The 20,925-nt window shown below is 61.6% G+C and carries 16 protein-coding genes; 8 read left to right on the top strand and 8 right to left on the bottom strand.

The window, feature by feature from the left end; all coding sequences use genetic code 11:
• Nucleotides 1-110: 110 nt before the first annotated feature.
• From PSH69_RS12000 to PSH69_RS11985, 4 genes are all read left to right on the top strand, one after another.
• On the top strand, nt 111-1,829 hold the full coding sequence (locus tag PSH69_RS12000) for a hydrogenase maturation protein (protein WP_305412169.1): 1,719 nt from the start codon (nt 111-113) through the stop codon (nt 1,827-1,829).
• Nucleotides 1,830-1,987: 158 nt separating this feature from the next.
• Complete coding sequence (locus PSH69_RS11995; RefSeq protein ID WP_064617081.1) at nt 1,988-2,851, top strand: LysR family transcriptional regulator; 864 nt, start codon at nt 1,988-1,990, stop codon at nt 2,849-2,851.
• Between the two features lie 114 nt (nt 2,852-2,965).
• A complete protein-coding gene (locus PSH69_RS11990; RefSeq protein WP_305412168.1) occupies nt 2,966-4,111 on the top strand; it encodes an SRPBCC family protein in 1,146 nt (381 codons plus the stop codon).
• A complete protein-coding gene (locus tag PSH69_RS11985) occupies nt 4,108-5,196 on the top strand; it encodes an SMP-30/gluconolactonase/LRE family protein (protein WP_028940964.1) in 1,089 nt (362 codons plus the stop codon). Before PSH69_RS11990 ends, PSH69_RS11985 begins: the two co-directional genes overlap by 4 nt.
• Nucleotides 5,197-5,332: 136 nt before the next feature.
• Here PSH69_RS11985 and PSH69_RS11980 read toward each other — a convergent pair whose 3' ends face one another.
• Nucleotides 5,333-5,575, bottom strand: a complete 243-nt coding sequence (locus PSH69_RS11980) for a DUF465 domain-containing protein (RefSeq protein WP_138867264.1) — start codon at nt 5,573-5,575, stop codon at nt 5,333-5,335.
• A 217-nt stretch (nt 5,576-5,792) separates the two neighbouring features.
• Between PSH69_RS11980 and PSH69_RS11975 the strand changes: the two genes are divergently transcribed.
• Complete coding sequence (locus PSH69_RS11975) at nt 5,793-6,314, top strand: DUF4142 domain-containing protein (protein WP_305412167.1); 522 nt, start codon at nt 5,793-5,795, stop codon at nt 6,312-6,314.
• 94 nt (nt 6,315-6,408) lie between these two features.
• On the opposite strand, the gene PSH69_RS11970 is transcribed toward PSH69_RS11975, so the two are convergent.
• From PSH69_RS11970 to PSH69_RS11945, 6 genes are all read right to left on the bottom strand, one after another.
• Complete coding sequence (locus tag PSH69_RS11970; RefSeq protein WP_305412166.1) at nt 6,409-8,520, bottom strand: ATP-binding protein; 2,112 nt, start codon at nt 8,518-8,520, stop codon at nt 6,409-6,411.
• A gap of 180 nt (nt 8,521-8,700) precedes the next feature.
• On the bottom strand, nt 8,701-11,799 hold the full coding sequence (locus PSH69_RS11965) for an error-prone DNA polymerase (RefSeq protein WP_370695240.1): 3,099 nt from the start codon (nt 11,797-11,799) through the stop codon (nt 8,701-8,703).
• Nucleotides 11,775-13,190, bottom strand: a complete 1,416-nt coding sequence (locus PSH69_RS11960; protein WP_305412163.1) for a DNA polymerase Y family protein — start codon at nt 13,188-13,190, stop codon at nt 11,775-11,777. Before PSH69_RS11960 ends, PSH69_RS11965 begins: the two co-directional genes overlap by 25 nt.
• Before the next feature lie 7 nt (nt 13,191-13,197).
• Nucleotides 13,198-13,815 (bottom strand): translesion DNA synthesis-associated protein ImuA, encoded by a 618-nt coding sequence (imuA, locus tag PSH69_RS11955; RefSeq protein ID WP_305412162.1) that lies wholly within the window; start codon nt 13,813-13,815, stop codon nt 13,198-13,200.
• Entirely contained in the window at nt 13,815-14,432 is a 618-nt protein-coding gene (lexA, locus tag PSH69_RS11950; protein WP_305412160.1) for a transcriptional repressor LexA, read from the bottom strand. Before lexA ends, imuA begins: the two co-directional genes overlap by 1 nt.
• Nucleotides 14,433-14,470: 38 nt before the next feature.
• On the bottom strand, nt 14,471-15,388 hold the full coding sequence (locus PSH69_RS11945; RefSeq protein ID WP_305412159.1) for a LysR family transcriptional regulator: 918 nt from the start codon (nt 15,386-15,388) through the stop codon (nt 14,471-14,473).
• Nucleotides 15,389-15,492: 104 nt separating this feature from the next.
• On the opposite strand from PSH69_RS11945, the gene PSH69_RS11940 reads away from it, so the two are divergent.
• On the top strand, nt 15,493-17,235 hold the full coding sequence (locus PSH69_RS11940; protein ID WP_305412157.1) for an amidohydrolase: 1,743 nt from the start codon (nt 15,493-15,495) through the stop codon (nt 17,233-17,235).
• Nucleotides 17,236-17,339: 104 nt separating this feature from the next.
• Nucleotides 17,340-18,077, top strand: coding sequence for a TorF family putative porin (locus PSH69_RS11935; protein WP_305412156.1), 738 nt, complete (start codon nt 17,340-17,342; stop codon nt 18,075-18,077).
• A gap of 100 nt (nt 18,078-18,177) precedes the next feature.
• On the opposite strand, the gene PSH69_RS11930 is transcribed toward PSH69_RS11935, so the two are convergent.
• Nucleotides 18,178-19,065, bottom strand: a complete 888-nt coding sequence (locus PSH69_RS11930) for a Dyp-type peroxidase (RefSeq protein WP_305412154.1) — start codon at nt 19,063-19,065, stop codon at nt 18,178-18,180.
• A gap of 215 nt (nt 19,066-19,280) precedes the next feature.
• Between PSH69_RS11930 and PSH69_RS11925 the strand changes: the two genes are divergently transcribed.
• Entirely contained in the window at nt 19,281-20,906 is a 1,626-nt protein-coding gene (locus tag PSH69_RS11925; RefSeq protein ID WP_305412153.1) for an NADP-dependent glyceraldehyde-3-phosphate dehydrogenase, read from the top strand.
• The last annotated feature ends 19 nt before the right edge of the window (nt 20,907-20,925 follow it).

Genomic DNA, 20,925 nt, shown 5'->3' with positions numbered 1-20,925 from the left:
TCTCGATCAGTTGCCCTCCCCCCCACACTCTCTACTATCGCTCTTCCATCGAAGGCCAAGGACGGCTCATCGGGAGCCTGCGGCCGATCATTCTCAAGGAAGAGTCAATCATGCGGTCATTGAAGATCATTCTGCTGGCATCGGCATTCAACGGCTTGACCCAGCGGGCCTGGCTGGATTTGCGTCAGGCCGGTCACTCGCCCAGCGTGGTGCTGTTCACCGATGAAGACGCAGTGTGCGAGCAGATCGAACACTCCGGCGCCGACCTGGTGATCTGCCCGTTTCTCAAGGATCGGGTACCGCAGCAACTGTGGAGCAACCTCAAGCGTCCTGTGGTGATCATTCATCCGGGCATCGTCGGCGACCGTGGCGCCAGTGCGCTGGACTGGGCGATCACCCGTGAGCTCAGCCGCTGGGGCGTGACCGCGCTGCAAGCGGTGGAGGAAATGGACGCCGGGCCGGTCTGGGCCACTTGTGAATTCAACCTGCCTCAGGGTCTGCGCAAGTCCGAGTTGTACAACGGGCGCGTCAGCGACGCGGCAATCGCCTGCATCCGCGAAGTCGTGGAAAAGTTTATCGACGGTTTCGAGCCAGTGCCTTTGGACTACAGCCAACGCCATGTGATTGGCCGCTTGCAGCCGAACATGAAGCAAGCTGACCGGATCTTCAGCTGGCACAACAGCGCACACTTCATCAAACGCAGCATCGACGCCGCCGACGGTCAGCCCGGCGTATTGGCCAGCCTGGCCGGCGGTCAGTATTACCTGTATGACGCTCATCTGGATTCGCGCAGCGGCACGCCGGGAGAGATTCTCGCGGTGCACGACGATGCGGTGCTAGTCGCGACTGCTGATCACAGCCTGTGGATCGGTTCGCTGCGACGCAAACCCCGGTCCGACGAAGAAACCTTCAAGCGCCCGGCCCGGCATGTGCTCGCTGAACAGCTTGCGCACGTCCCGACCCTTGATTGGTCGATTGCCTCTCAGCCATTTAACAACGAAAGCTATCAACCGATCCGCTATCGCGAGTCGGGGCATGTCGGCGAGCTGACCTTCGAGTTTTACAACGGCGCCATGAGCACCGAACAGTGCCAACGACTGGTGGAGGCCCTGCGCTGGGCCAAGTCCCGGGACACCCAAGTGCTGCTGATCAAGGGTGGACGCGGCAGTTTCTCCAACGGCGTGCACCTCAATGTTATCCAGGCCGCAGCGGTTCCGGGGCTGGAAGCCTGGGCCAATATTCAGGCGATCGACGACGTCTGCCAGGAACTGCTCGGCGCCCGGCAACTGGTAGTCAGCGGCCTGACCGGCAATGCCGGGGCCGGTGGCGTGATACTGGCGCTGGCTGCCGATATTGTTTTCGCCCGCTCCGACATCGTGCTCAACCCCCATTACAAAACCATGGGCCTGTACGGCTCCGAATACTGGACCTACAGCCTGCCCCGCGCCGTCGGCCCGGCGATGGCGGAAAAACTCACCGAAGACTGTCTGCCGATCAGCGCCGTCCAGGCCTTGCAGTTAGGCATGGTCCAGGAAATCGGTCCGCGCTGCCCGGACGAGTTTGGCCTGTGGCTGTTGCAGCGCGCCAATGGAGCGTTGAGTGATCCGGCGTACCAGGCGGTGCGGGAGCGTAAAAGCCGGTTCGATACTCAATTGATGCAGCACTGCCGCAATGCCGAGCTGGAAGAAATGCACCAGGACATGGTGCAAAACCGTAAACAGTTCGCCGAGAAGTGCAGAAATTTTGTGCTTAAGCGCAGGGCGTGTGGCACGCCGCAGCGGTTGGTGGCCGATTGGGCGGTGGTGAGGGCGGTTGAGGTGGCGGACTAATTGTTTGGCACGAGGTGATCAGGCCGGACAGTGAACTCTGTGGCGAGGGAGCTTGGGGCCGCTTCGCGCCCCGGCGGGAGCAAGCGCCCTCACCACAGACGGTATCGGAAGACCATGGCTGCTCTTACAATGCCCGCACCTCCCACATCGGCCTGCCCATGGACATCGACCTCGCCCGTACCTTTCTGGAAATCGTCCGCCACGGCAGCCTGGCCGCGGCGGCTGAAAAGCTGCACGTTACCCAGACCGCAATCACCGCCCGGGTGCAAAAGCTCGAAAGTCAGCTGGGCAGCACGCTGTTCGTGCGCAATCGCGCCGGCGCGCGCCTGACGCCGAACGGCGAGGCCTTTGTGGTTTACGCCAATCAACTGGTGCAGACCTGGGAAGCCGCTCGTCGCGACTTGCCGCTGCCCGAGGGCTACCGCGACGTGCTGCACATCGGTGGCGAGGTCAGCCTGTGCAACCCGTTGATGCTCAGTTGGGCCGGGGAACTGCGCGAGAAGATTCCCAGCCATGCCCTGCGCATGGAAATCCGCGATGGCGAAAACCTGCTGCGCCAACTGGAGTTGGGGGTGCTGGATGCGGCGCTGGTCTATCAGCCCGAGTACTGGCCACGCCTGCAAGTCGAGCAGGTGCTGGAAGAAAAACTGATCCTGGTGCGCCTGGCCGGACGGCCCGATCCTTACGTGTATATCGACTGGGGCCCTGACTTCCGTCGTCAGCACGATGCCGCGCTGCCGGAAAAAGCCAAGGCGGCCTTGAGTTTCAACCTCGGCCCGCTGGCCTTGCAATACATCCTGGAAAACGGCGGCAGCGGCTATTTCCGCACTCGGGTGGTCCAGAGTTACCTGGAAAACGGCTTGTTGGAACAGGTGCCCAAAGCTCCGGAGTTCAGCTACCCGACCTATCTGGTTTACTCCCGGGACCGCGATTCGGCGACCCTGCAACGGGCGTTCGACTTGCTGCGTGAAGTGATCAAGACCGATGACGACTGGTCCCAGCGCTGGAACCCGCTGACCTGACACCATACGGGCGTCTCGCACCGGAGCATGGCGCTTGTGTCCTCAAGGTTCGGCCTGCCTGTGCGGCGGGATCGGCTAATCTGCTGGTTATAACAATAACCACAGGTGAACTCAGTGAGGCAGACCACCGAAGCGTTCCGCGCGCGCTACCGTGCCGACATTCATCCGCTCTACAACCCTTGGTTACACGGCGCCTTTGTGTTGCTGTTCGGGTTGCTGGCCATCGGCGGATTCTGGCGCACGGTGCATCAGGTGCAACCGCTGGAATGGATGGCGGTGCCGCTGACCCTGTTGTTTTTCAACTTCGGCGTGTACGTCGTGCATCGGTATCTGGGGCATCATAAAAAGCGCCTGGCGCGGATGTTCTATGCCCGTCACGCCGGTGACCATCACAGCTTTTTCACCCCCGGCCACATGACCTACGACAGCGCCCGCGACTGGCGGGTGATTCTGTTTCCGGCCTGGCTGATCGTGTTGCACACCGTTGTCATCACGGGGCCTGCCTGGTGGTTGCTGGCTCAGCTCAATAGCAACGTCGCGGGGCTGTTTGGCGGCTGCATGGTGCTCGGTTACCTGACCTATGAAGTGTTCCATGCCTGTGAACATCTACCGCCCGGCAACCCGGTGACGCGTTTGCCGTGGATCCGCCAGATGCGCCGTCTGCATGAGCTACATCACCGTCGTGAGCTGATGCAGGAGCGCAATTTCAATATCGTGTTGCCCCTGATGGACTACCTGTTCGACACCCTCTACTGGGAACCGGAGCAAGCGCCCCCGCACCTGACGAGCACGTCCATGACCCGTATGCAGCATGTGATCGACATCGCTGGAAACCCAGTGGCTGTGCTCGCCTACGCCAGCACCGCGACCCATTGGCCGCAGTGGCATCCGTCCTCCCTCAAGGTCGACGGCCAGAGCGGCCCGCTGTATGCCGGGGAGCGATTCGAGGAAGACATTCGGGCCGGCGGGCGTGAGGGGCATTTGAGCTGGGAAGTCGACGAATACCTGCCCGGACGCCGCTGGAGGGCTCGAGCCCGGGGCGATGATGGTCTGTCGTTGGTGGTGACTTACGAGTGTGAGGTTGAGGGCGATGACACGCGGTTTGTCCGTACTCTGGAATACAGCTTCAGCGGCCTGGCAATGCGCATTGCCAATCGTCTGGTGCTCAAGCGGCGCATCGAGCGCGAATCGGCGGAGTCGATGCTGGCGTTACGCGAGATGGCGCAAAAACATCTGGCCCTGGCAGGAGTCAGCGCATGAAAAGACCTCTCAAGTTTCGGCATTGGTTGCTGCTGCTGATCATCGTGATCAGCGCCTTGCTGTTTTTATTGCCGACCAAGGTTCAACCGGTAGCCTGGACACCGCCGACGGCGCCCTCCCTCGTCGATGGCATCTACGCCGACAATCAGCGACTCAAAGGCGTGAAACGTGTCGGTGCTGCTGACATCGACGGCCCTGAGGCGTTGCTGCTGGAGAAAGACGTCCTTATCACCGGCCTGCATGACGGCCGGTTGATTCGCACCAGCCTCGACGGCAAAACCACCCAGGTGCTGGCCGATACCGGCGGCAGGCCGCTGGGCCTGGCGCGGCACCCCAATGGTTTGTTGGTGATCGCCGACGGGGTCAAAGGTTTGCTGTCGCTCGACGCTCAGGGCCGGTTGATTCCATTGACCACCACGGCCAACAACCTGCCCTTCGGATTTACCAATGACGTGGCCATCGACAAGCCCGGGCATTACGCCTACTTCAGCGACTCCTCCAGCCGTTGGGGCTACGGCAAGGACGGAGAGGCGATCATCGAGCACGGTGGCGACGGCCGTTTGCTGCGTTATAACTTCCAGACCGGCAATACGGCGGTCCTGCTGGACAAACTGGAGTTCGCCAACGGCGTGACTCTGGGGCCTGACGACGCGTTTGTGCTGGTCAATGAAACTGGCGCCTATCGCATCAGCCGCTATTGGCTGACCGGGCCGAAAGCCGGCACCCACGATCTGTTCATCGACAATTTGCCGGGGCTACCGGACAACCTGGCATTCAATGGCCGCGACCGTTTCTGGGTGGCGCTGTATGCACCGCGCAATGCACTGCTCGACACCACCGCGCCCTACCCTCTGGTACGCAAAATGATCGTGCGGGCGATGACTATCCTGCCCAAACCGCTGGAGAAACGCGCCTTCGTCCTGGGACTGGACCTCGACGGCAAAGTGATTGCCAATCTGCAAGACGCCAGCAGCGGCAACTACTCACCCATCACCACCGTGCGCGAATATGGGGACTGGTTGTATCTGGGGTCGCTGAAAGCGCGGCACATGGCGCGGTTGCCGTTGAGTGCAGCGTTGAAATAGAGGGTGTAGCCAAAAGATCGTCCGAAGGTTCGGACCGCGTTCGGACGATCTTTTGATTTTGAATCAACGCAGATCTCGTATTGATCCCCGTTCCAATTGTTCAGTCACCGGTCGTCGATGATTCTGCACAGCGTCCTCAGGACGGCGTCTTAAGTCGCTCAGCGATCTTGTCCTTGACCTGCACACGCTTCTCCTTGAGCTTCTTCAGTACCTCATCGCTAGGCGCATCCGATTGTGCGGACTCGGCCTTCACCACCTCTGCGTCCGCCTGGGTGTACTTGTTGAGCAGTGAATCCAGTAACTTATCCTTGGTGCGTTTTTGCTGGAGCTCTTCCTTCGTACAGCGCAAGTCCTGATAAAGGTCATGGGTCACCGGCATGGAACACCTCCGTTTGTTAATCGGTGGCAAACGTGATCGATGGCGTTCGCCAATTATCAGAATGGCCTTGCTTACCCGGTTCTGTCGACCGTCTATCAGACCAGCGGTGTCCGTTCGTCGTCCTGTCGCAAACGCGATAAAACCTTTGTTCGAACGCCTGCCTCCATTGAATATCGATCACCTGGATCGCCCATGTAAACCTGTATGGAGAATGTCCATGGACATATTCACCCTGCGCCACCTCGCTCTGGCCGTCGCTTTGAGCACCGGTATGGGCACGGCTTTTGCCGCCAGCTCCAACGACTTTGTCGATGACGCAGCCGCAGGCGGCATTGCGGAAGTCGAGACCAGCAAACTGGCCCTGGAAAAAAGCTCATCGGCCGACATCAAGGCGTTTGCCAAGATGATGATCACCGATCACTCCAAGGCCAACGAGGAACTGGCGGCATTGGCGAAAAAACATGACATCGAGGTGCCGGATTCGACGACGCTGGTCAAACAGGCCAAGGAGAAAATTCTCGACCTGCGCGAAGAGTCCTTTGACAAAGCCTATGCCAACAATCAGGTGAAGGCCCACGAAGAAGCCATTGAGCGGTTCAAGAAAGAAGCCAACACGGTGACCGACGACAGAACTAAAGGCGCCACCGAACTCAAGGCGTTCGCGCAAAAAATGTTGCCGACCCTGGAAAACCACTTGGCGTTGGCGAAAAAACTTCAGGCAGCTCATCCCGATAAATAACCCCAAGCCTTGATGTCAGTCAGTCAAGGTGCGGAATTCTGTGGGAGCGGGCTTGCTCGCTCCCACATGGGCTGCATCCCTCGCCACAATAGAATCAACCACCCAGCACGCTGCGGATCATGCTTAATAGCGCCTCGGGACCATAAGGTTTGCTCAGCAGATAAGTGTCAGAGCTGAGTTGGTGATCGCGCGAAATGATGTCGCGGGTGTGTCCGGAGGTAAACAACACCGCTACCGGAGGGTTTTGCACCTTGGCCCAGGCGGCCAGGTCCGAGCTTTTGATCAAGCCGGGCATGACCACGTCGGTAAAGATCAGGTCCACTGTCGCACCGTCGAGCAACATCTGCATCGCCAGGTCACCGTTGGCCGCGGTCAGGACCTGATAGCCCTCTTCGCACAACAAGTCCACGGCCGAACTGCGCACCGCTTCGTTGTCCTCGACCACCAGAATGGTTTCATGCCCGCCCCGGTGCTGCGGAGCATGGCGCATTGTTTCGTCAGGCAACGGGCGCAAGCTGCGAGGGAAATACAGCTGCACCCGAGTGCCCCGCCCGACGACGCTGGAAATCTCGATATGCCCGCCGCTCTGTTTGACGAACCCGAACACCATACTCAAACCCAGGCCGGTGCCTTGACCATCAGCCTTGGTGGTGAAAAACGGCTCAAAGGCCTGTGCAAGCACTTGCGGCGGCATGCCGACGCCCCAGTCCGCCACCGTCACGCAGACATAATCGCCAGCGACGATGCCCTTGCCGGCGCAAAACTTGCGGTCGAGGACGATGTTCTCGGCGCTCAGGGCAATGGTCCCCTCGCCGTTCATGGCATCTCGGGCGTTGATCGCAAGGTTGAGAATGGCGTTTTCAAGTTGATTGCAGTCCACGTAGAAGTGCCATGGATCGTCAGGTGCGGACACCTTGATCTGGATCGTCTCTCCCAGCGCTCGCTGCAATAATTCACCGAGGTCTTCGAAGATCTGCCGTGGGTCGCATACGGCCGGTGACAACGGCTGACGTCGGGCAAAAGCGAGTAATTGCGAAGACAATTTGGCCCCGCGCTCGACTGCGGCAATCGAGGCGCCGACCCGGCGCTGCACGTTGGCGTTGTCCGGCTCGTGACGCGCCAGCAAGTGCAGGTTGCCGGCGATCACCTGCAACAGGTTGTTGAAGTCATGGGCCACCCCACCGGTGAGACCACCAATGGCTTCGAGCTTCTGTGATTGACGCAGTTGCTCTTCGGCCGCCAGCCGCGCCTCGACTTCTTCAGCGACTCGTTGCTCCAGGTTGCGGGTGAACTTGAGCAAGGACTCTTCGGCAATCTTGCGTTCGTGGATGTCGATCAACACCCCGGGAAAGCGCAACGCTTCATCTTGCTCATTGAACTCGCAGCACCCGCTGGCGAGCACCCACAGGTAACTGCCATCGGGACGCAGAACCCGATATTCGGCGTTATAGGGCACGCCGGTTTCCACCGACTGATTCATCCGCTCCCGGGCCCAGTTGCGATCATCGGGATGAATCTGCATTTGGGCGATGGCCGGTGGCAAGTTGGCCAGGTCCTGGCCTGGCGGATAGGAAAACGTGCGGGCGAATCGCTCGTCGCCCGATAGCACATCAGCCTTGATGTCCCAGACAAACGAGCCGAGCAAAGCCCCGGCATTGAGGGCCAGGCGAACCCTTTCATTATCGGCACGATAGGCGTTTTCGGCTTCCTGGCGTCGGCGTTCGGAAATCACATGGTCAGTGGTTTCAACCACCATTGCCATGACCCCGGCGGGACACCCGTCATCATTGGAGACAGGGCTGTAGTAAAGGTCCATCCAGATGTCTTCGGGAACGCCGTCGCGCAGCAATACCAGGGCTTTGTTGTGATAGGACAAGGTGCCGCCCGCAAGGCAGGTGTCCACCACTTGCCGATTGAATTCGGCGACCTCCGGCCAGCCCAACTCCACCGGGGAGCCCAGCAGGTAAGGATGGCGGCCACCGGCAAATCTTGAGTAGGCGTCGTTATAGATCATGTAACCGGGGCGGCCCCACAGCATCACCATCGGCAGCGGTGAAGCAAGCAGTAACTGCACCGCGCTGCACAGACTTCCGGGCCAGGTGTCGATACGTCCGAGTTCGGTCAGGCTCCAGTCGAACGCACGAATGCGTTCGGCCATTTCGCCGCTCCAACCGGTACATCCGTGGCTATTGTCTAGAAACTGCATCGACTGGCCTATGTCTTGTGAATGACATGTTTTCAGGCAGTGCAACAGCATGAGGAGACGGTGCCTGCCCGTTTGTTTCGAGCACTGCCGGCGCCAATGGTTTCATTGAGGTATAGCTGATTCTCGACCGGCCCCTGCGACAAGCTGCTCCTGCACAGGTGACATATCCACCACCAAGGCTCAGTGGAAATCCCGACTGCGCACATGGATACCGTCGAGCAATGAACTCAGGTCGCTCAAGCGTCCGGCAATCAGGTGCCGCACCTCGCCCACCTTTTCCCAGCGCCCGTCGACCTTGAGCAATTGCGAGCCGACCAATACCTGCCGTTGCCGTTCGGCCAGGTCGCGCCAGACCACCACGTTGACGTTGCCAAATTCGTCTTCAAGGGTCACGAAGGTCACACCACTGGCGGTCCCCGGGCGCTGCCGACCGGTGACCAACCCGGCAACGCTGACCGGGCGTCCATGCTCGACCATCAGCAATTCCCTGGAGCTGCGACAGCGCCGGGCCTTGAGTTCCCCCCGCAGCAACGCCAGCGGATGCGGGCCGAGGGTGGTGCCGACACTGGCGTAATCGGCTTGCAAGTCCTCGCCCACGGTGGGTTTAGGCAGATCCACCGCTGGCTCTTCCTGACTCGGCAGACCGGCAAACAAACCGAGCTGCTTCTGCACCCCCGCCACCTCCCAGCGCGCCCGATGCCGATCACCGGCCAGCCCGCGCAGTGCACCGGCATCGGCCAGTTGTTCCTGGGCGCGAGCATCGAGTCGTGCCCGTTCGCCAAGGTCGGCGATGTCGGCAAACGCCCCCTTCGCCCTTGCCACCTCGATGCGCCGGGCATCGTCTTCGCGAAAGCCCTTGATCATCCGCAGCCCCATGCGAATGGCCGGCTGTGCGCCGGTGATCGGTTCCAGGCTGCAATCCCAATCACTGGCCCGCACGTCGACCGGGCGAATCTGCAAATGATGGCGGCGGGCGTCCTGGAGAATCTGGTCCGGGCTGTAGAACCCCATCGGCCAGCTGTTGATCAGCGCACAGGCGAAAGCCGCCGGCTCGTGGCATTTCAACCAGCAACTGGCGTAGGTCAGCAAGGCGAAACTGGCGGCGTGGGATTCGGGAAAACCGTAATCGCCGAAGCCTTTGATCTGCTCGAAGATCTGCGCGGCGAACTCCGCCGTGTAGCCGTTTTTCTTCATACCGTCCGCCAGGCGTTCCTTGTGCGGTTCCAGTCCGCCATGGCGTTTCCAGGCCGCCATGGAGCGGCGCAATTGATCGGCCTCGCCGGGGCTGTAGTCGGCGGCGACAATCGCGATCTGCATCACCTGCTCCTGAAACAGCGGCACGCCCAGCGTACGTTTCAGCACCGCTTCAAGTTCTTTCGACGGGTATTTCACCTCTTCTTCGCCCTTACGCCGCCGCAGGTAGGGATGCACCATCCCGCCCTGAATCGGCCCCGGACGAACGATCGCCACCTCGATCACCAGATCGTAGAAGTTCTTGGGCTTGAGCCTGGGCAGCATCGACATCTGTGCCCGGGACTCGATCTGGAACACCCCGATGGTGTCCGCATGGCCAATCATCTCGTAGGTTTGCGGGTCTTCGGCCGGCACCGTCGCCAGGCTCAGGTCGCGGCCTCGGTGCCGACGCAGCAGATCGAAACAACGGCGAATCGCGCTGAGCATGCCCAGCGCCAGAATATCGACCTTGAGCAGCCCGACCGCATCCAGATCGTCCTTATCCCACTGGATGATGGTGCGCTCGGCCATGGCGGCGTTTTCCACCGGCACCAGGCTGTCCAGAGGCTGCTCGGAAATCACGAAACCGCCGGGGTGCTGGGACAGGTGCCGGGGAAAACCGATCAGCTGTTGGGTCAGGCTCAGCACTCGGCGCAACACCGGGCTATCGGGATCGAAACCACCCTCACGCAGACGCTCGACGGGCGGCGCCTGATGACTCCAGTGGCCGCAACAGTCGGCCAGGGCGTTGACCTGATCCGGAGGCAAACCCAACGCCTTGGCCACGTCGCGGATTGCACCGGCACCGTGGTAAGTGCTGACCACCGCCGTCAGCGCCGCACGAGCCCGGCCATAACGCTGAAACACATACTGCAGGACTTCTTCGCGCCGCTCGTGCTCGAAATCCACGTCGATGTCCGGCGGTTCGTTGCGCTCCCTGGAGAGAAAGCGCTCGAACAGCAGCGTGCTGCGATCCGGGTCGATCTCCGTGATCCCCAGCACGAAGCACACCGCCGAGTTGGCGGCAGAACCGCGGCCCTGACAAAGGATGTGTTGCTGGCGGGCGAAATTCACAATGTCGTGAACCGTCAGGAAATAACTCTCGTACCCCAGCTCGGCAATCAGCTCCAGTTCCTTGTCGATCTGCGCCAACACCTCGGCCTTGGGGCTTTTTTCCCAGCGCCAGCGAATCCCCTTTTCTGCCAGCACCCGCAGCCAGGACGTGGCCGTGTACCCCTCGGGCACCAGTTCCCGGGGATATTGATAACGCAACTGACCGAGGTCGAAAGTACAGCGCCGGGCGATGTTCAGCGTCTCGTCGAGCAGCGCCTGCGGGTAGAGATCGCGCAAGTCGTCGAGGCTACGCAAATGCCGTTCGCCATTGGGGTGCAGACGCAACCCGGCCTCGGCCACGGGAACGTGATGGCGGATTGCGATCATAGTGTCCTGCAAGGCGCGCCGGCCACGGGCGTGCATATGCACATCGCCGCTGGCCACCGCCGGGATTCGCAGTTCCCGCGCCAGGGTCAGCAGTGCCGCCAGTCGCCGGGTGTCGTCCTGCCCGCGATGTAACTGAACGCTCAGCCACAGGCGCTCGGCGAAGCTCTGCTTCAGCCAATGGCCCTGCGCAAAATCATCGACGGCGTCCGGCGCCCACAACGCCAACAGCCCTGGCAACGGCTCGCTGAAATCTTCCCGCAGCACCTGATACTGGCCTTTCTGCGTGCGGCGTCTGGCGCGGGTAATCAGTCGGCACAGGGCTTGATAACCCTCGAGGTTTTCCACCAGCAGCACCAGTTTCGGGCCGCCTTCGATGCGCATTTCGCTGCCGATGATCAGCGGCAGCTCCACGGTCTTGGCCGCCTGCCAGGCACGGACGATACCCGCCAGCGTGCATTCGTCGGTGATTGCCAGCGCTTGATAGCCCTGCTTTTTCGCCCGTTGAAAAAGCTCAAGCGCACTGGAGGCACCGCGCTGGAAACTGAAGTTCGACAGGCAGTGCAGCTCGGCATAGTCGACGCTCATGCGAACCAGCCTTGCAGCCACAACGGACCGTCTTCGCCCACCGCCCGATAGGCCCAGCCCTGCTGACCGGAACGGGTTTCGATCAGGTAGTAATCGCGGCGCACGTCGTCGCCGTCCCACCAGCCGGACTCGATGCGCTCCGGCCCCATGAGGATGCGCGTCGAGTTTTCGTGTACCGCCTGCGGCTCAGTCAGCAACCAGCCCGGGCGTTGCACAGCAGGCAGCCCTCCGCAGGCCTGGCTGTCGACAGTGGTCTGCCACGCGCATTCCGGCCGGTGATCAGCCTGGAAGCGCAAGCCCTGCACCGCGTCATCCCCCAGCCGTGCGCGCAAGCGTTCACGCAGTTGCTCCCAGGGCAAGGACTGCTGCGGACGGTCGTCGAACAGCTCCTGACGCTGGGGCACGAAGGCCGGCAGATCTTCGGCGCGCAGACGAAAACCGCGCACCGGCGCCTCGACCTGAACCTGTTCCAGCCGCCCCCGGGCCAGTTCGAACAGCATCGCCGGATCGCGCTCGGCGCTGAGCAGGCCGACTTTGATCACGGTGTCCGGCAAGCCGGCGTGTTCCAGGTGCAAGTCGAAACGTTGCACGCCGCTGTCCCGGCCGCAGAGGAACGCCGACAGATCGCCGGTCAATCGTCTTAAAGGAAACAACAATGCCTGATGGGATTGCACATCGAAATTGAGTTCGATGCGCACATCGAAACGGTCCGGCGGCAGGTAAAACGCCAGTGCCAGCCGCCGCTCACCGAACAGGCTGTCCAGATGCTTGAGCACCTGGGCCTCGAAACGCCGGGCCAGACTATGCCGGGGCAGCGCCTGCACCTGACTCAAGGTGCGCAGCCCCATGCGCGATAACGCCGTAGCAACGCTGGGCTCCAGGGCAATGCGATCGACGGGCAGTTGCCCGAGGTGATGCTGCAAGGCTTGGCTGTCCGGCACCACCAGACCGTCATAAACGTTGGCCAGCACCCGCGCCGCCACCGGGTTGGGCGCGGCGACAATCCGGTGGCGAAACCCCAGCTCAGCGAGCTCGGTGCGCAGCCGTGCTTCGAACTGCGGCCAGGGCCCGAACAAGCCCAGGCTGGATTCGATTTCAAACACCACGGCGCGCGGGTAATGCACGCTGACCTGGGAGCTGAACCGATAGGCCCAGGCGGCCAGGAACTGCTGCCAGTGTTCGATTTCGGCGGCATCGTATTCGGCGGTGACGAACCCTTTGCTCAGCGCCTGGGCGGCGGTCATCGACTGACCGGGTCGCAAACCCAGCGCCCGTGCCGCACCGTTGACCGCTTGCAGCACCCGCCGCTGGGCCGGGCCGGTCAGCAGCGCCAACGGCTCATCGGGGTCGGGGCGCTGACGCAGTACCGCGTCCAGCGCCAATTGCGGGAAGACAATGCACACCCAGCGCATGGCAACCTCAATGCCCCACGGCAAAGGCAATCGGCGCCGAACGGGCCAGCCCGCCCCGGCACTTGAGCACCCGCAACTGAGCAGGCTTGGCGTCGATGGCGATGCGCAGGGCCGCTGGCGACGGATTGACGGCTTCACTGAGCGAGCGATAGGCGAACGCCAGGGTCTGCCCGGTTTCGGCCGCCACCTGCAAACGTCGCAACGCCCGGTCATCGGCCTTGTGCGGCCAGCACAACACCGCCCCGCAACTGCCCGAGCGCAGGCATTGTTCCGCCGCCCACAGCGCATCGCGCTCGCTGGCCTGGATGATCGACAACTGGCGCAGATCGACCCCGGCGTTCTGCCAGGCCTGGGGATACGGCACATAAGGCGGCGCCACCAGCACAATGCGCTCGCCCGCCGCCGACAACCGCGCCAGCGTCGGCCACACCAGTTGCAACTCACCCACGCCCTGCCCGGCCAGGAGGATTTCGCTCAGCGCCGCTTCCGGCCAGCCACCGCTCGGCAACGCCGCATCCAGCGCCGCATGCCCTGTAGGTTGCGGGCTGACGGCCGGTGGCGCAGGTCGGCCCTTCCAGACCTGGCCGCCATTGAATAGCGTATCCAGCGCAACGACGGCGCCCATCACCCTTGCCTCACCAGACCACAGAACACGCCTTCGATGGCCAGGTCCTGATCGGCTCGAACAATGATCGGCTGGTAAGCCGGATTGCGCGGTAACAGGCGAACAGAATCGCCGACCCGCTCGAAACGCTTGATGGTGACTTCGCCGTCAAGCCGCGCCACCACGATCTGGCCGTTGACCGCCTCGGGATTGCGCCGCACGCCCACCAGATCGCCATCGAGAATGCCGTCCTCGATCATCGAATCACCCTGGACCCGCAGCATGTAATCCGGCACCCGCGAGAAGATCGACGGATCGAGCAGCAAGCGGCTGTGGACCTCGGCATCGGCACCGATCGGCGCACCGGCCGCCACGCGGCCCAGTACCGGAACGTCCAGCAGCTCGGGCCGCGGCGGCTGGTTCAACAAGCGGATGCCGCGCGCCTGATGCGGATTGACCTCGATGAAACCCGCCTCGGTCAGCGCCAGCACGTGCTTGCGCGCCACGCTACGGGAGGCGAAACCGAAGGCCTCGCTGATTTCAGCAAGGCTCGGGGGCTGACCGTGTTCGGCGATGCGATCGCGGATGAAGGTCAGGATGGCGGTACGGCGGGGAGTTAAAGTCGTCATGGAGTACATTTGTACTCTTTCGGCTTTTTCCTGGCAAGGACCGCCAGTCAGCTCAGCCCGCGAGAGGCCAGAAACCCTGCGATGTAATCGATAAAAGCCACGACTTTGGCGGTCGCTCGCCGATGGCTCGGGTACACCGCCAGAATGTGCGGGCCAAAGCTGTCGGGATCGATGTCGTAGTCCGCCATCACCCGCACCAGTCGACCGTCGGCCAGATACGGCGCAGCGCTCCATAGCGGCGTGTGCAACAACCCGCGTCCGGCCAGCGCATTGGCCAGCAGCAAGTCGTAATTGTCGCTGCGCAGCCGTGGCGCCTGGGGTTGCGGCAGGCTCAAGCGCTGCCCATCGCGATCGGCCCACCAGAATTCGCGGCTGAGCAAGGGATGGCGATACAGCAACCATTCGTGCTCATCGAGGGTTTGCGGGGTGACCGGCAACACCTTGCGCGCCAGATAGGCCGGGCTGCCACACAGCGCCAGACGATTGCTGCCAACGACGCGGGCGATCAGCCCCGGCAGGTCGTCATGGCCTTCGCGCAGGGCCAGGTCATAGCCGCTTTCCAGCAGATTGACGAACTCATCGCACAGGTCCACTTGCAGATTGATCTGCGGGTACTGCTCCAGAAAACCGCCACACACCTGATCGAGAAAGGCTTGTCCATAGGCCAGTGGCGCGGTGATTTTCAGATTGCCGCGCAGGCCATGCTGCAACTGCTCGATTTCCTCGCCGGCCTCGTCCAGCCGCTGCAACACCTGACGCGCGGTTTCCAGGTAGAGCCGCCCCACTTCCGTCAGCAGAATCCGCCGGGTGCTGCGCTCGAACAGCCGGGCACCGAGCTCGGCCTCCAGGTGATTGACCGCTTTGGTCAGGGCCGACGGGGTCTTGCCCAGTTGCTCGGCGGCGCGGCTGAAACTGCCCAGTTGCGCCGTGACCACGAACATTTTCAACGCACCCAGCTTGTCCATTCTTTTTCCATTCCGGCAAAAACGTTTTTCGTGAGTAAGGCGTTCTGCTAAGCGTGAGCAGCCACTAATCTGGGCCATCAGACGCAATAACAAGGAAACTTTCAATGAAAAGATTCATCCCGAATCTATTGATGGCCGCTGTGGCTTTTGCCTCGATGGAAGCCATGGCAGCGACCGATCTGGTGCTGCTCAACGGCAAGATATTCACCGCCGACCGCAACCAGCCCAAGGTGCAGGCCCTGGCGGTGCAGGACGGCAAAGTGCTGCAAGTTGGCAGCGATGCACAGATAAAAGCCTTGATTGAATCGCAAACGAAAGTGATCGACCTCGGCGGCAAGACATTGATGCCCGGCCTGATCGACAGCCATTCCCACGCGATTTTCGGCGGCCTGGAAATGGCCTCGGCCAATATGGAAGATGAGGTGGTCGACCTCGATGAGCTGGAAAAACGCCTGCGCGGATGGCGTGATGACGGCAAGGCGAAACACGGCGATGTGCTGAGCGTGGCCGGCATGAGTTCGGCGTATTGGGCCCAGGCCGAGGCCCTCGGCAAAAAATTCAACAGCGGCGAATGGGCCAAGGTGCCCGTGGTATTCACCGGCAGCGACCACCACACCGCCTGGGCCAACAACGTCATGCTCGAACGCGCGGGCATCGACGCCGCCCTGCTGCAAAACCTGCCGGCCGCCGAACTCGACACCATTGGCAAGCTTGCCGACGGTAGCCTCAACGGTTTTCTGGTGGACGCCGGTTGGGATCGGGTTGCGTTAAAAATGCCCGCGCCCAGTACCGCCGACATGCTGCGCGCCGCGCAAACCGCCGTGCGCTACAACAACAGCCTGGGCATTACGGCCTGGATGGACCCCGCTGCCAACGCCGCCCCCGGCGAGCCGGTGTTTGCCCTTAAACCCACGGAGAAAACCGTCGGCGTACTGCCAGTGTACAAAGCGCTGTCGCAAAGCGGTGGCATGACCGCCCACGTCGCGGCCCTGCTGGTGGCCAATCCGAAAAGCGTACCGGCCGATCTAGACACGCTGGACAAGGTCCGCCAGCAATTCCAGGGCATCCCCAACCTGACCCTGCCCGGTATCAAGATCTTTGCCGACGGCGTGATCGAATACCCGGCCCAGAGCGCGGCGATGATTGATCCTTACACCAACTCGCAAAAACAGGGCGAGTTGCTGATCGATCCGAAGCACTTCGGCGAACTGGTCAGTGCCATCGATCAACGCGGCTGGCGGGTGCACATCCACGCCATCGGCGACCGCGCGGTACGCGAATCCCTGAACGGCATCGCCCAGGCGCGCAAGGATCGCCAGAGCGGCGTGACTCACTCGATCACCCACTTGCAAATGGTCAACCCAAAAGAGTTTGCGCGGTTCAAACCGCTCAACGTCATCGCCTCCATGCAGTTGCTCTGGGCCTCCGCCGACGATTACACCCTGGACATGATCAAGCCTTACGTGAGCGCCCTCGCCTTCCGCTATCAGTACCCGGCGCACTCGCTGCTCAAACAGGGCGCGACGATCGCCGGAGCCAGCGACTGGCCGGTGTCTTCGCCCAATCCATGGAACGCCATGGCCCAGGCGATCACCCGAAACGGCCCGTTGGGTGTGTTGAACGCCGACGAACGCATCGACCGGGAAACGATGTTCTACGCCTACACCCTCAACGCCGCCCGCACTATCGGTCTAGAGAAGCAAATCGGCTCGTTGAGCCCCGGCAAGCAAGCTGATTTCATCGTGCTGGACCGCGACGTGTTCAGCGTCGATGAGAAAGCCCTGCACGACACCCAAGTGCTGCAAACCTGGTTCGCCGGTCGCGAAGTCTACGCCCCGACACTCTGAGAAAAATCGCCTGTACACGCTGCCCAACTCCGCGTTCATCGCTGGGGTCTGGAGCAGCTTTGTCTCAAATCTGCCCATAACAATCACAACAAAGGCACTGCACCATGAAAGCGTTCACCCTGTTCGCCCTCGCATCCTTCAGCCTGTTGCCCCTGGGCAGCCAGGCCCTGCCCTTGAATGACGACTTCGCCGTGCTGGTCGACCTGACCCTGGCCAGCGACTATCGCACTCGCGGCATCTCGCAAACCCAGAACGACCCCGCCGTGCAAGCCGGTGTGACCCTGGCCCACAGCAGCGGCCTGTACCTGGGCGCCTGGAGTTCGAACGTCGATTTCGGCGGTGGCCTGAAAACCCGCCAGGAAGTCGACTACTACGGTGGTTGGCTGTGGCAGGCGACCGACGCCATCAGCCTGGATGTCGGCTATCTCAAATACGCGTATCCAAAAGAGAGCCAGTTCAATCAGAGCGAGGTCTACGGGATTCTCGACGTCTTTGGCGTGAAACTCGCGGCCTATTACTCCGCCGATGCACCGGGCATCGACAGCAAACAGAGCACGTTGTACCGCTACGTTGGCTACGAAACCGAAATGCCCTATGGGCTGGGGCTGAAAATGCGCTACGGCGAAATGGACTTCAAAGACCCGCGCCTGTATTCGGCCTCGGGGCATGGCGAGGAGGCTTACCACGAGTGGGAGGCGAAGCTGACCCGCGAAGTGGCCGGGGTGCTGCTGGGGTTGAGTTACATCGACACCGATTTGTCGAAAAGCCAATGCATCAGCAACTGGGGGTTCGACGATGTGTGCAGCGCGACCCTGGTGGCGAGTGTCAGCAAATCCTTTTGATGGTTTTTTGTAGGAGCGAGGCTTGCCCGCGAAAGCGTTTTACCTGACACACCGCCTTCGCGGGCAAGCCTCGCTCCTACAGGTGTACGCGATCCGCTATTTAGCCGACACGCAATGCGCGCAGATCGAGGCGACCGTCCTTGAGCGGCGGGCACCAGTAGTAGCCGCCAGTGATCGGTCGGCTGATGCGGTACAAACCGTCGGTGATGCCGTCCTCCAGACCGCTCATGCGTCGCAGTTGGGCTTCGAATGCATCGAGGGAAAAACCGAATGCCAGGAACATCAGGCCGGCGTGATCGCCTTCGATCCACGGCATCGAGCGACGGACCACGAAGGCTTCCGGTGCGAAGCTTTCCTGGGCGGTGCGTTTGACGTGGGCAGAGATCGGCGCGTCGTCGAGTTCTTCGTTGTCGCTCAGGCGCCGGCCCATGATGTTGTCCTTCTCGTGGGACGGCATCGCGTGGAAGCCTTTCAAGTCATGCTGCCATTGCTGGATCGCGGCGAAGCTGCCACCGACCAGCCCCTCAGCGCCCTCGCCCAGCAGCGCGGCGGCGACAGCGGCTTCGTCGTGAGGGTTTTCGGTGCCGTCTTCGTAACCGGTCAGGTCATGGCCAGTCATGTGGCGGAAGGTTTCGTTCATCTGCACCAGACGCAGGGCCGGTGCCAGCGCGGCTTCGATCGCGTGGCTGCGATTGAGCAACTCGCCACGGTCAACACCGTGCAACCAGCACCAGAGCGCGTGTTGGGTCGACGGGTTGTCGACGCCGACACCGACCAGCGCAGGAAAGGCGCGCAAGCCGTCGATCTGCGCGTGCAGCGCCTTGACCAGGGACTCGCCGAAACCCACCACCGCCGATTTTCCGTCCACCAGGCGCGTCAGGTTATCCAGCGCTGCCGGCAGTGCCTCGGCTGATTCGAGGGCGAAGAACATATGACGAGCTTGAGGCGGAACTGGGGTGGCGAGGATGCCCGGCTGGTAGTAACTCATATGAACTCCTTTAGAAAGAGCGTGAAGTTTAACCGGGGGATCATTACTTGTGTGTTCTCAAGGGGAAAAGATCGGCTTTCATGAGCGGATGAGCCGACAGATTCGCGATCCACAACGCCGAGCCCAAAAAACCCTAAGATGAATCATGACAAGCCAGGCCGAGGTCTGCTAAAACGATTCATCAGTGCATCACCCAATCCAGACGGGGTAGCGACATGACCACAGCATCGATCCTTGGCAACCTGTTTCCCACCGCCGACGGCATCCCGGAAAAGTATCGCCTCAACGGCCAGACCGAACAGCGCGAATACCTGGTCGACGGTGAACTGAAAACCTGGTCCGGCCCCCTCGCCCAGGTGCGCAGCCCGGTATACCTGAGCGGCGCGAATGGCGACGAACAAGTAATCCTTGGCAGCACGCCGCTGCTCGATGCCGCCACCGCACTGACCGCGCTCGACGCGGCTGTCCGTGCCTATGACCGGGGCCAGGGTTTGTGGCCGACCATGCGCGTGGCCGAGCGTATCCAGCATGTCGAGACCTTCCTCGGTCGCATGCGCGAACAGCGCGAGGCGGTGGTCAAGTTGCTGATGTGGGAGATCGGCAAGAACCTCAAGGACTCGGAGAAAGAGTTCGACCGCACCTGCGACTACATCGTCGACACCATCAACGCCCTCAAGGAACTCGACCGCCGCTCCAGCCGCTTCGAACTGGAACAGGACACCCTCGGCCAGATCCGCCGCGTTCCGATGGGCGTGGCGTTGTGCATGGGGCCTTACAACTATCCGCTGAACGAGACCTTCACCACGCTGATTCCGGCGCTGATCATGGGCAACACCGTGGTGTTCAAGCCGGCCAAGCTTGGGGTGCTGTTGATTCGTCCGCTGCTGGAAGCCTTTCGCGACAGCTTCCCGGCCGGGGTAATCAACGTCATTTACGGCAGTGGCCGCGAGACCGTCAGCGCACTGATGGCCAGCGGCAAGATCGATATCTTTGCGTTTATCGGCACCAACAAGGCTGCCAGCGACCTGAAAAAGCTCCACCCGCGGCCTCACCGCTTGCGTGCGGCACTGGGCCTGGATGCAAAGAACCCCGGCATTGTGTTGCCTGAGGTGGATCTGGACAACGCGGTCAGCGAAGCCGTCACCGGCTCCCTGTCGTTCAACGGTCAGCGCTGCACCGCGCTGAAAATCCTCTTCGTCCATGAAGACGTGGTCGAAGCGTTCATCGAGAAATTCAACGCCAGGCTCGCCACACTGAAACCCGGCATGCCGTGGGACGGCGGCGTGGCCCTGACACCGCTGCCGGAGGCGAGCAAAGTCGATTATCTGCATTCGCTGGTGGCGGACTCGGTCAGCAAAGGCGCCGCCGTGGTCAACCCCAACGGCGGTGAAGCCCGCGCCTCGTTCTTCTACCCGGCCGTGTTGTACCCGGTGACACCGCAAATGCGCGTCTATCAGGAGGAACAGTTCGGCCCGGTCGTGCCGATCGTGCCTTACCGTCATCTGGACACCGTGATCGACTACGTCCTGGAATCCGACTTCGGCCAGCAACTGAGCATCTTCGGCACCAACCCGGTGGCAGTCGGCAGGCTGGTGGACACCTTCGCCAACCAGGTCGGCCGGATCAACCTCAACGCCCAGTGCCAACGCGGCCCGGACACCTACCCGTTCAACGGCCGCAAGAACTCCGCCGAGGGCACGTTGTCGGTGCATGATGCGCTGCGGGTATTTTCGATCCGGACCCTGGTGGCGACCAAGTTCCAGGAAAGCAGCAAAGAGCTTCTCAGCGAGATCATCAGCGGCCGGAACTCGAGCTTCCTGACCACCGACTATATTTTCTGAGGACACCAAAATTTTCTGA

Origin of the sequence: Pseudomonas sp. FP1740 (assembly GCF_030687165.1) — a bacterium.
GTDB lineage: Bacteria > Pseudomonadota > Gammaproteobacteria > Pseudomonadales > Pseudomonadaceae > Aquipseudomonas.
This window is presented reverse-complemented; position numbering and strand designations above follow the sequence as displayed.

Coding starts and splice junctions, on each gene's coding strand:
- PSH69_RS12000 (WP_305412169.1), top strand. CDS start 111: ATGCGGTCATTGAAGATCATTCTGCTGGCATCGGCATTCAACGGCTTG.
- PSH69_RS11995 (WP_064617081.1), top strand. CDS start 1,988: ATGGACATCGACCTCGCCCGTACCTTTCTGGAAATCGTCCGCCACGGC.
- PSH69_RS11985 (WP_028940964.1), top strand. CDS start 4,108: ATGAAAAGACCTCTCAAGTTTCGGCATTGGTTGCTGCTGCTGATCATC.
- PSH69_RS11980 (WP_138867264.1), bottom strand. CDS start 5,575: ATGCCGGTGACCCATGACCTTTATCAGGACTTGCGCTGTACGAAGGAA.
- PSH69_RS11975 (WP_305412167.1), top strand. CDS start 5,793: ATGGACATATTCACCCTGCGCCACCTCGCTCTGGCCGTCGCTTTGAGC.
- PSH69_RS11970 (WP_305412166.1), bottom strand. CDS start 8,520: ATGCAGTTTCTAGACAATAGCCACGGATGTACCGGTTGGAGCGGCGAA.
- PSH69_RS11960 (WP_305412163.1), bottom strand. CDS start 13,190: ATGCGCTGGGTGTGCATTGTCTTCCCGCAATTGGCGCTGGACGCGGTA.
- imuA (WP_305412162.1), bottom strand. CDS start 13,815: ATGGGCGCCGTCGTTGCGCTGGATACGCTATTCAATGGCGGCCAGGTC.
- lexA (WP_305412160.1), bottom strand. CDS start 14,432: ATGTACTCCATGACGACTTTAACTCCCCGCCGTACCGCCATCCTGACC.
- PSH69_RS11945 (WP_305412159.1), bottom strand. CDS start 15,388: ATGGACAAGCTGGGTGCGTTGAAAATGTTCGTGGTCACGGCGCAACTG.
- PSH69_RS11940 (WP_305412157.1), top strand. CDS start 15,493: ATGAAAAGATTCATCCCGAATCTATTGATGGCCGCTGTGGCTTTTGCC.
- PSH69_RS11935 (WP_305412156.1), top strand. CDS start 17,340: ATGAAAGCGTTCACCCTGTTCGCCCTCGCATCCTTCAGCCTGTTGCCC.
- PSH69_RS11930 (WP_305412154.1), bottom strand. CDS start 19,065: ATGAGTTACTACCAGCCGGGCATCCTCGCCACCCCAGTTCCGCCTCAA.
- PSH69_RS11925 (WP_305412153.1), top strand. CDS start 19,281: ATGACCACAGCATCGATCCTTGGCAACCTGTTTCCCACCGCCGACGGC.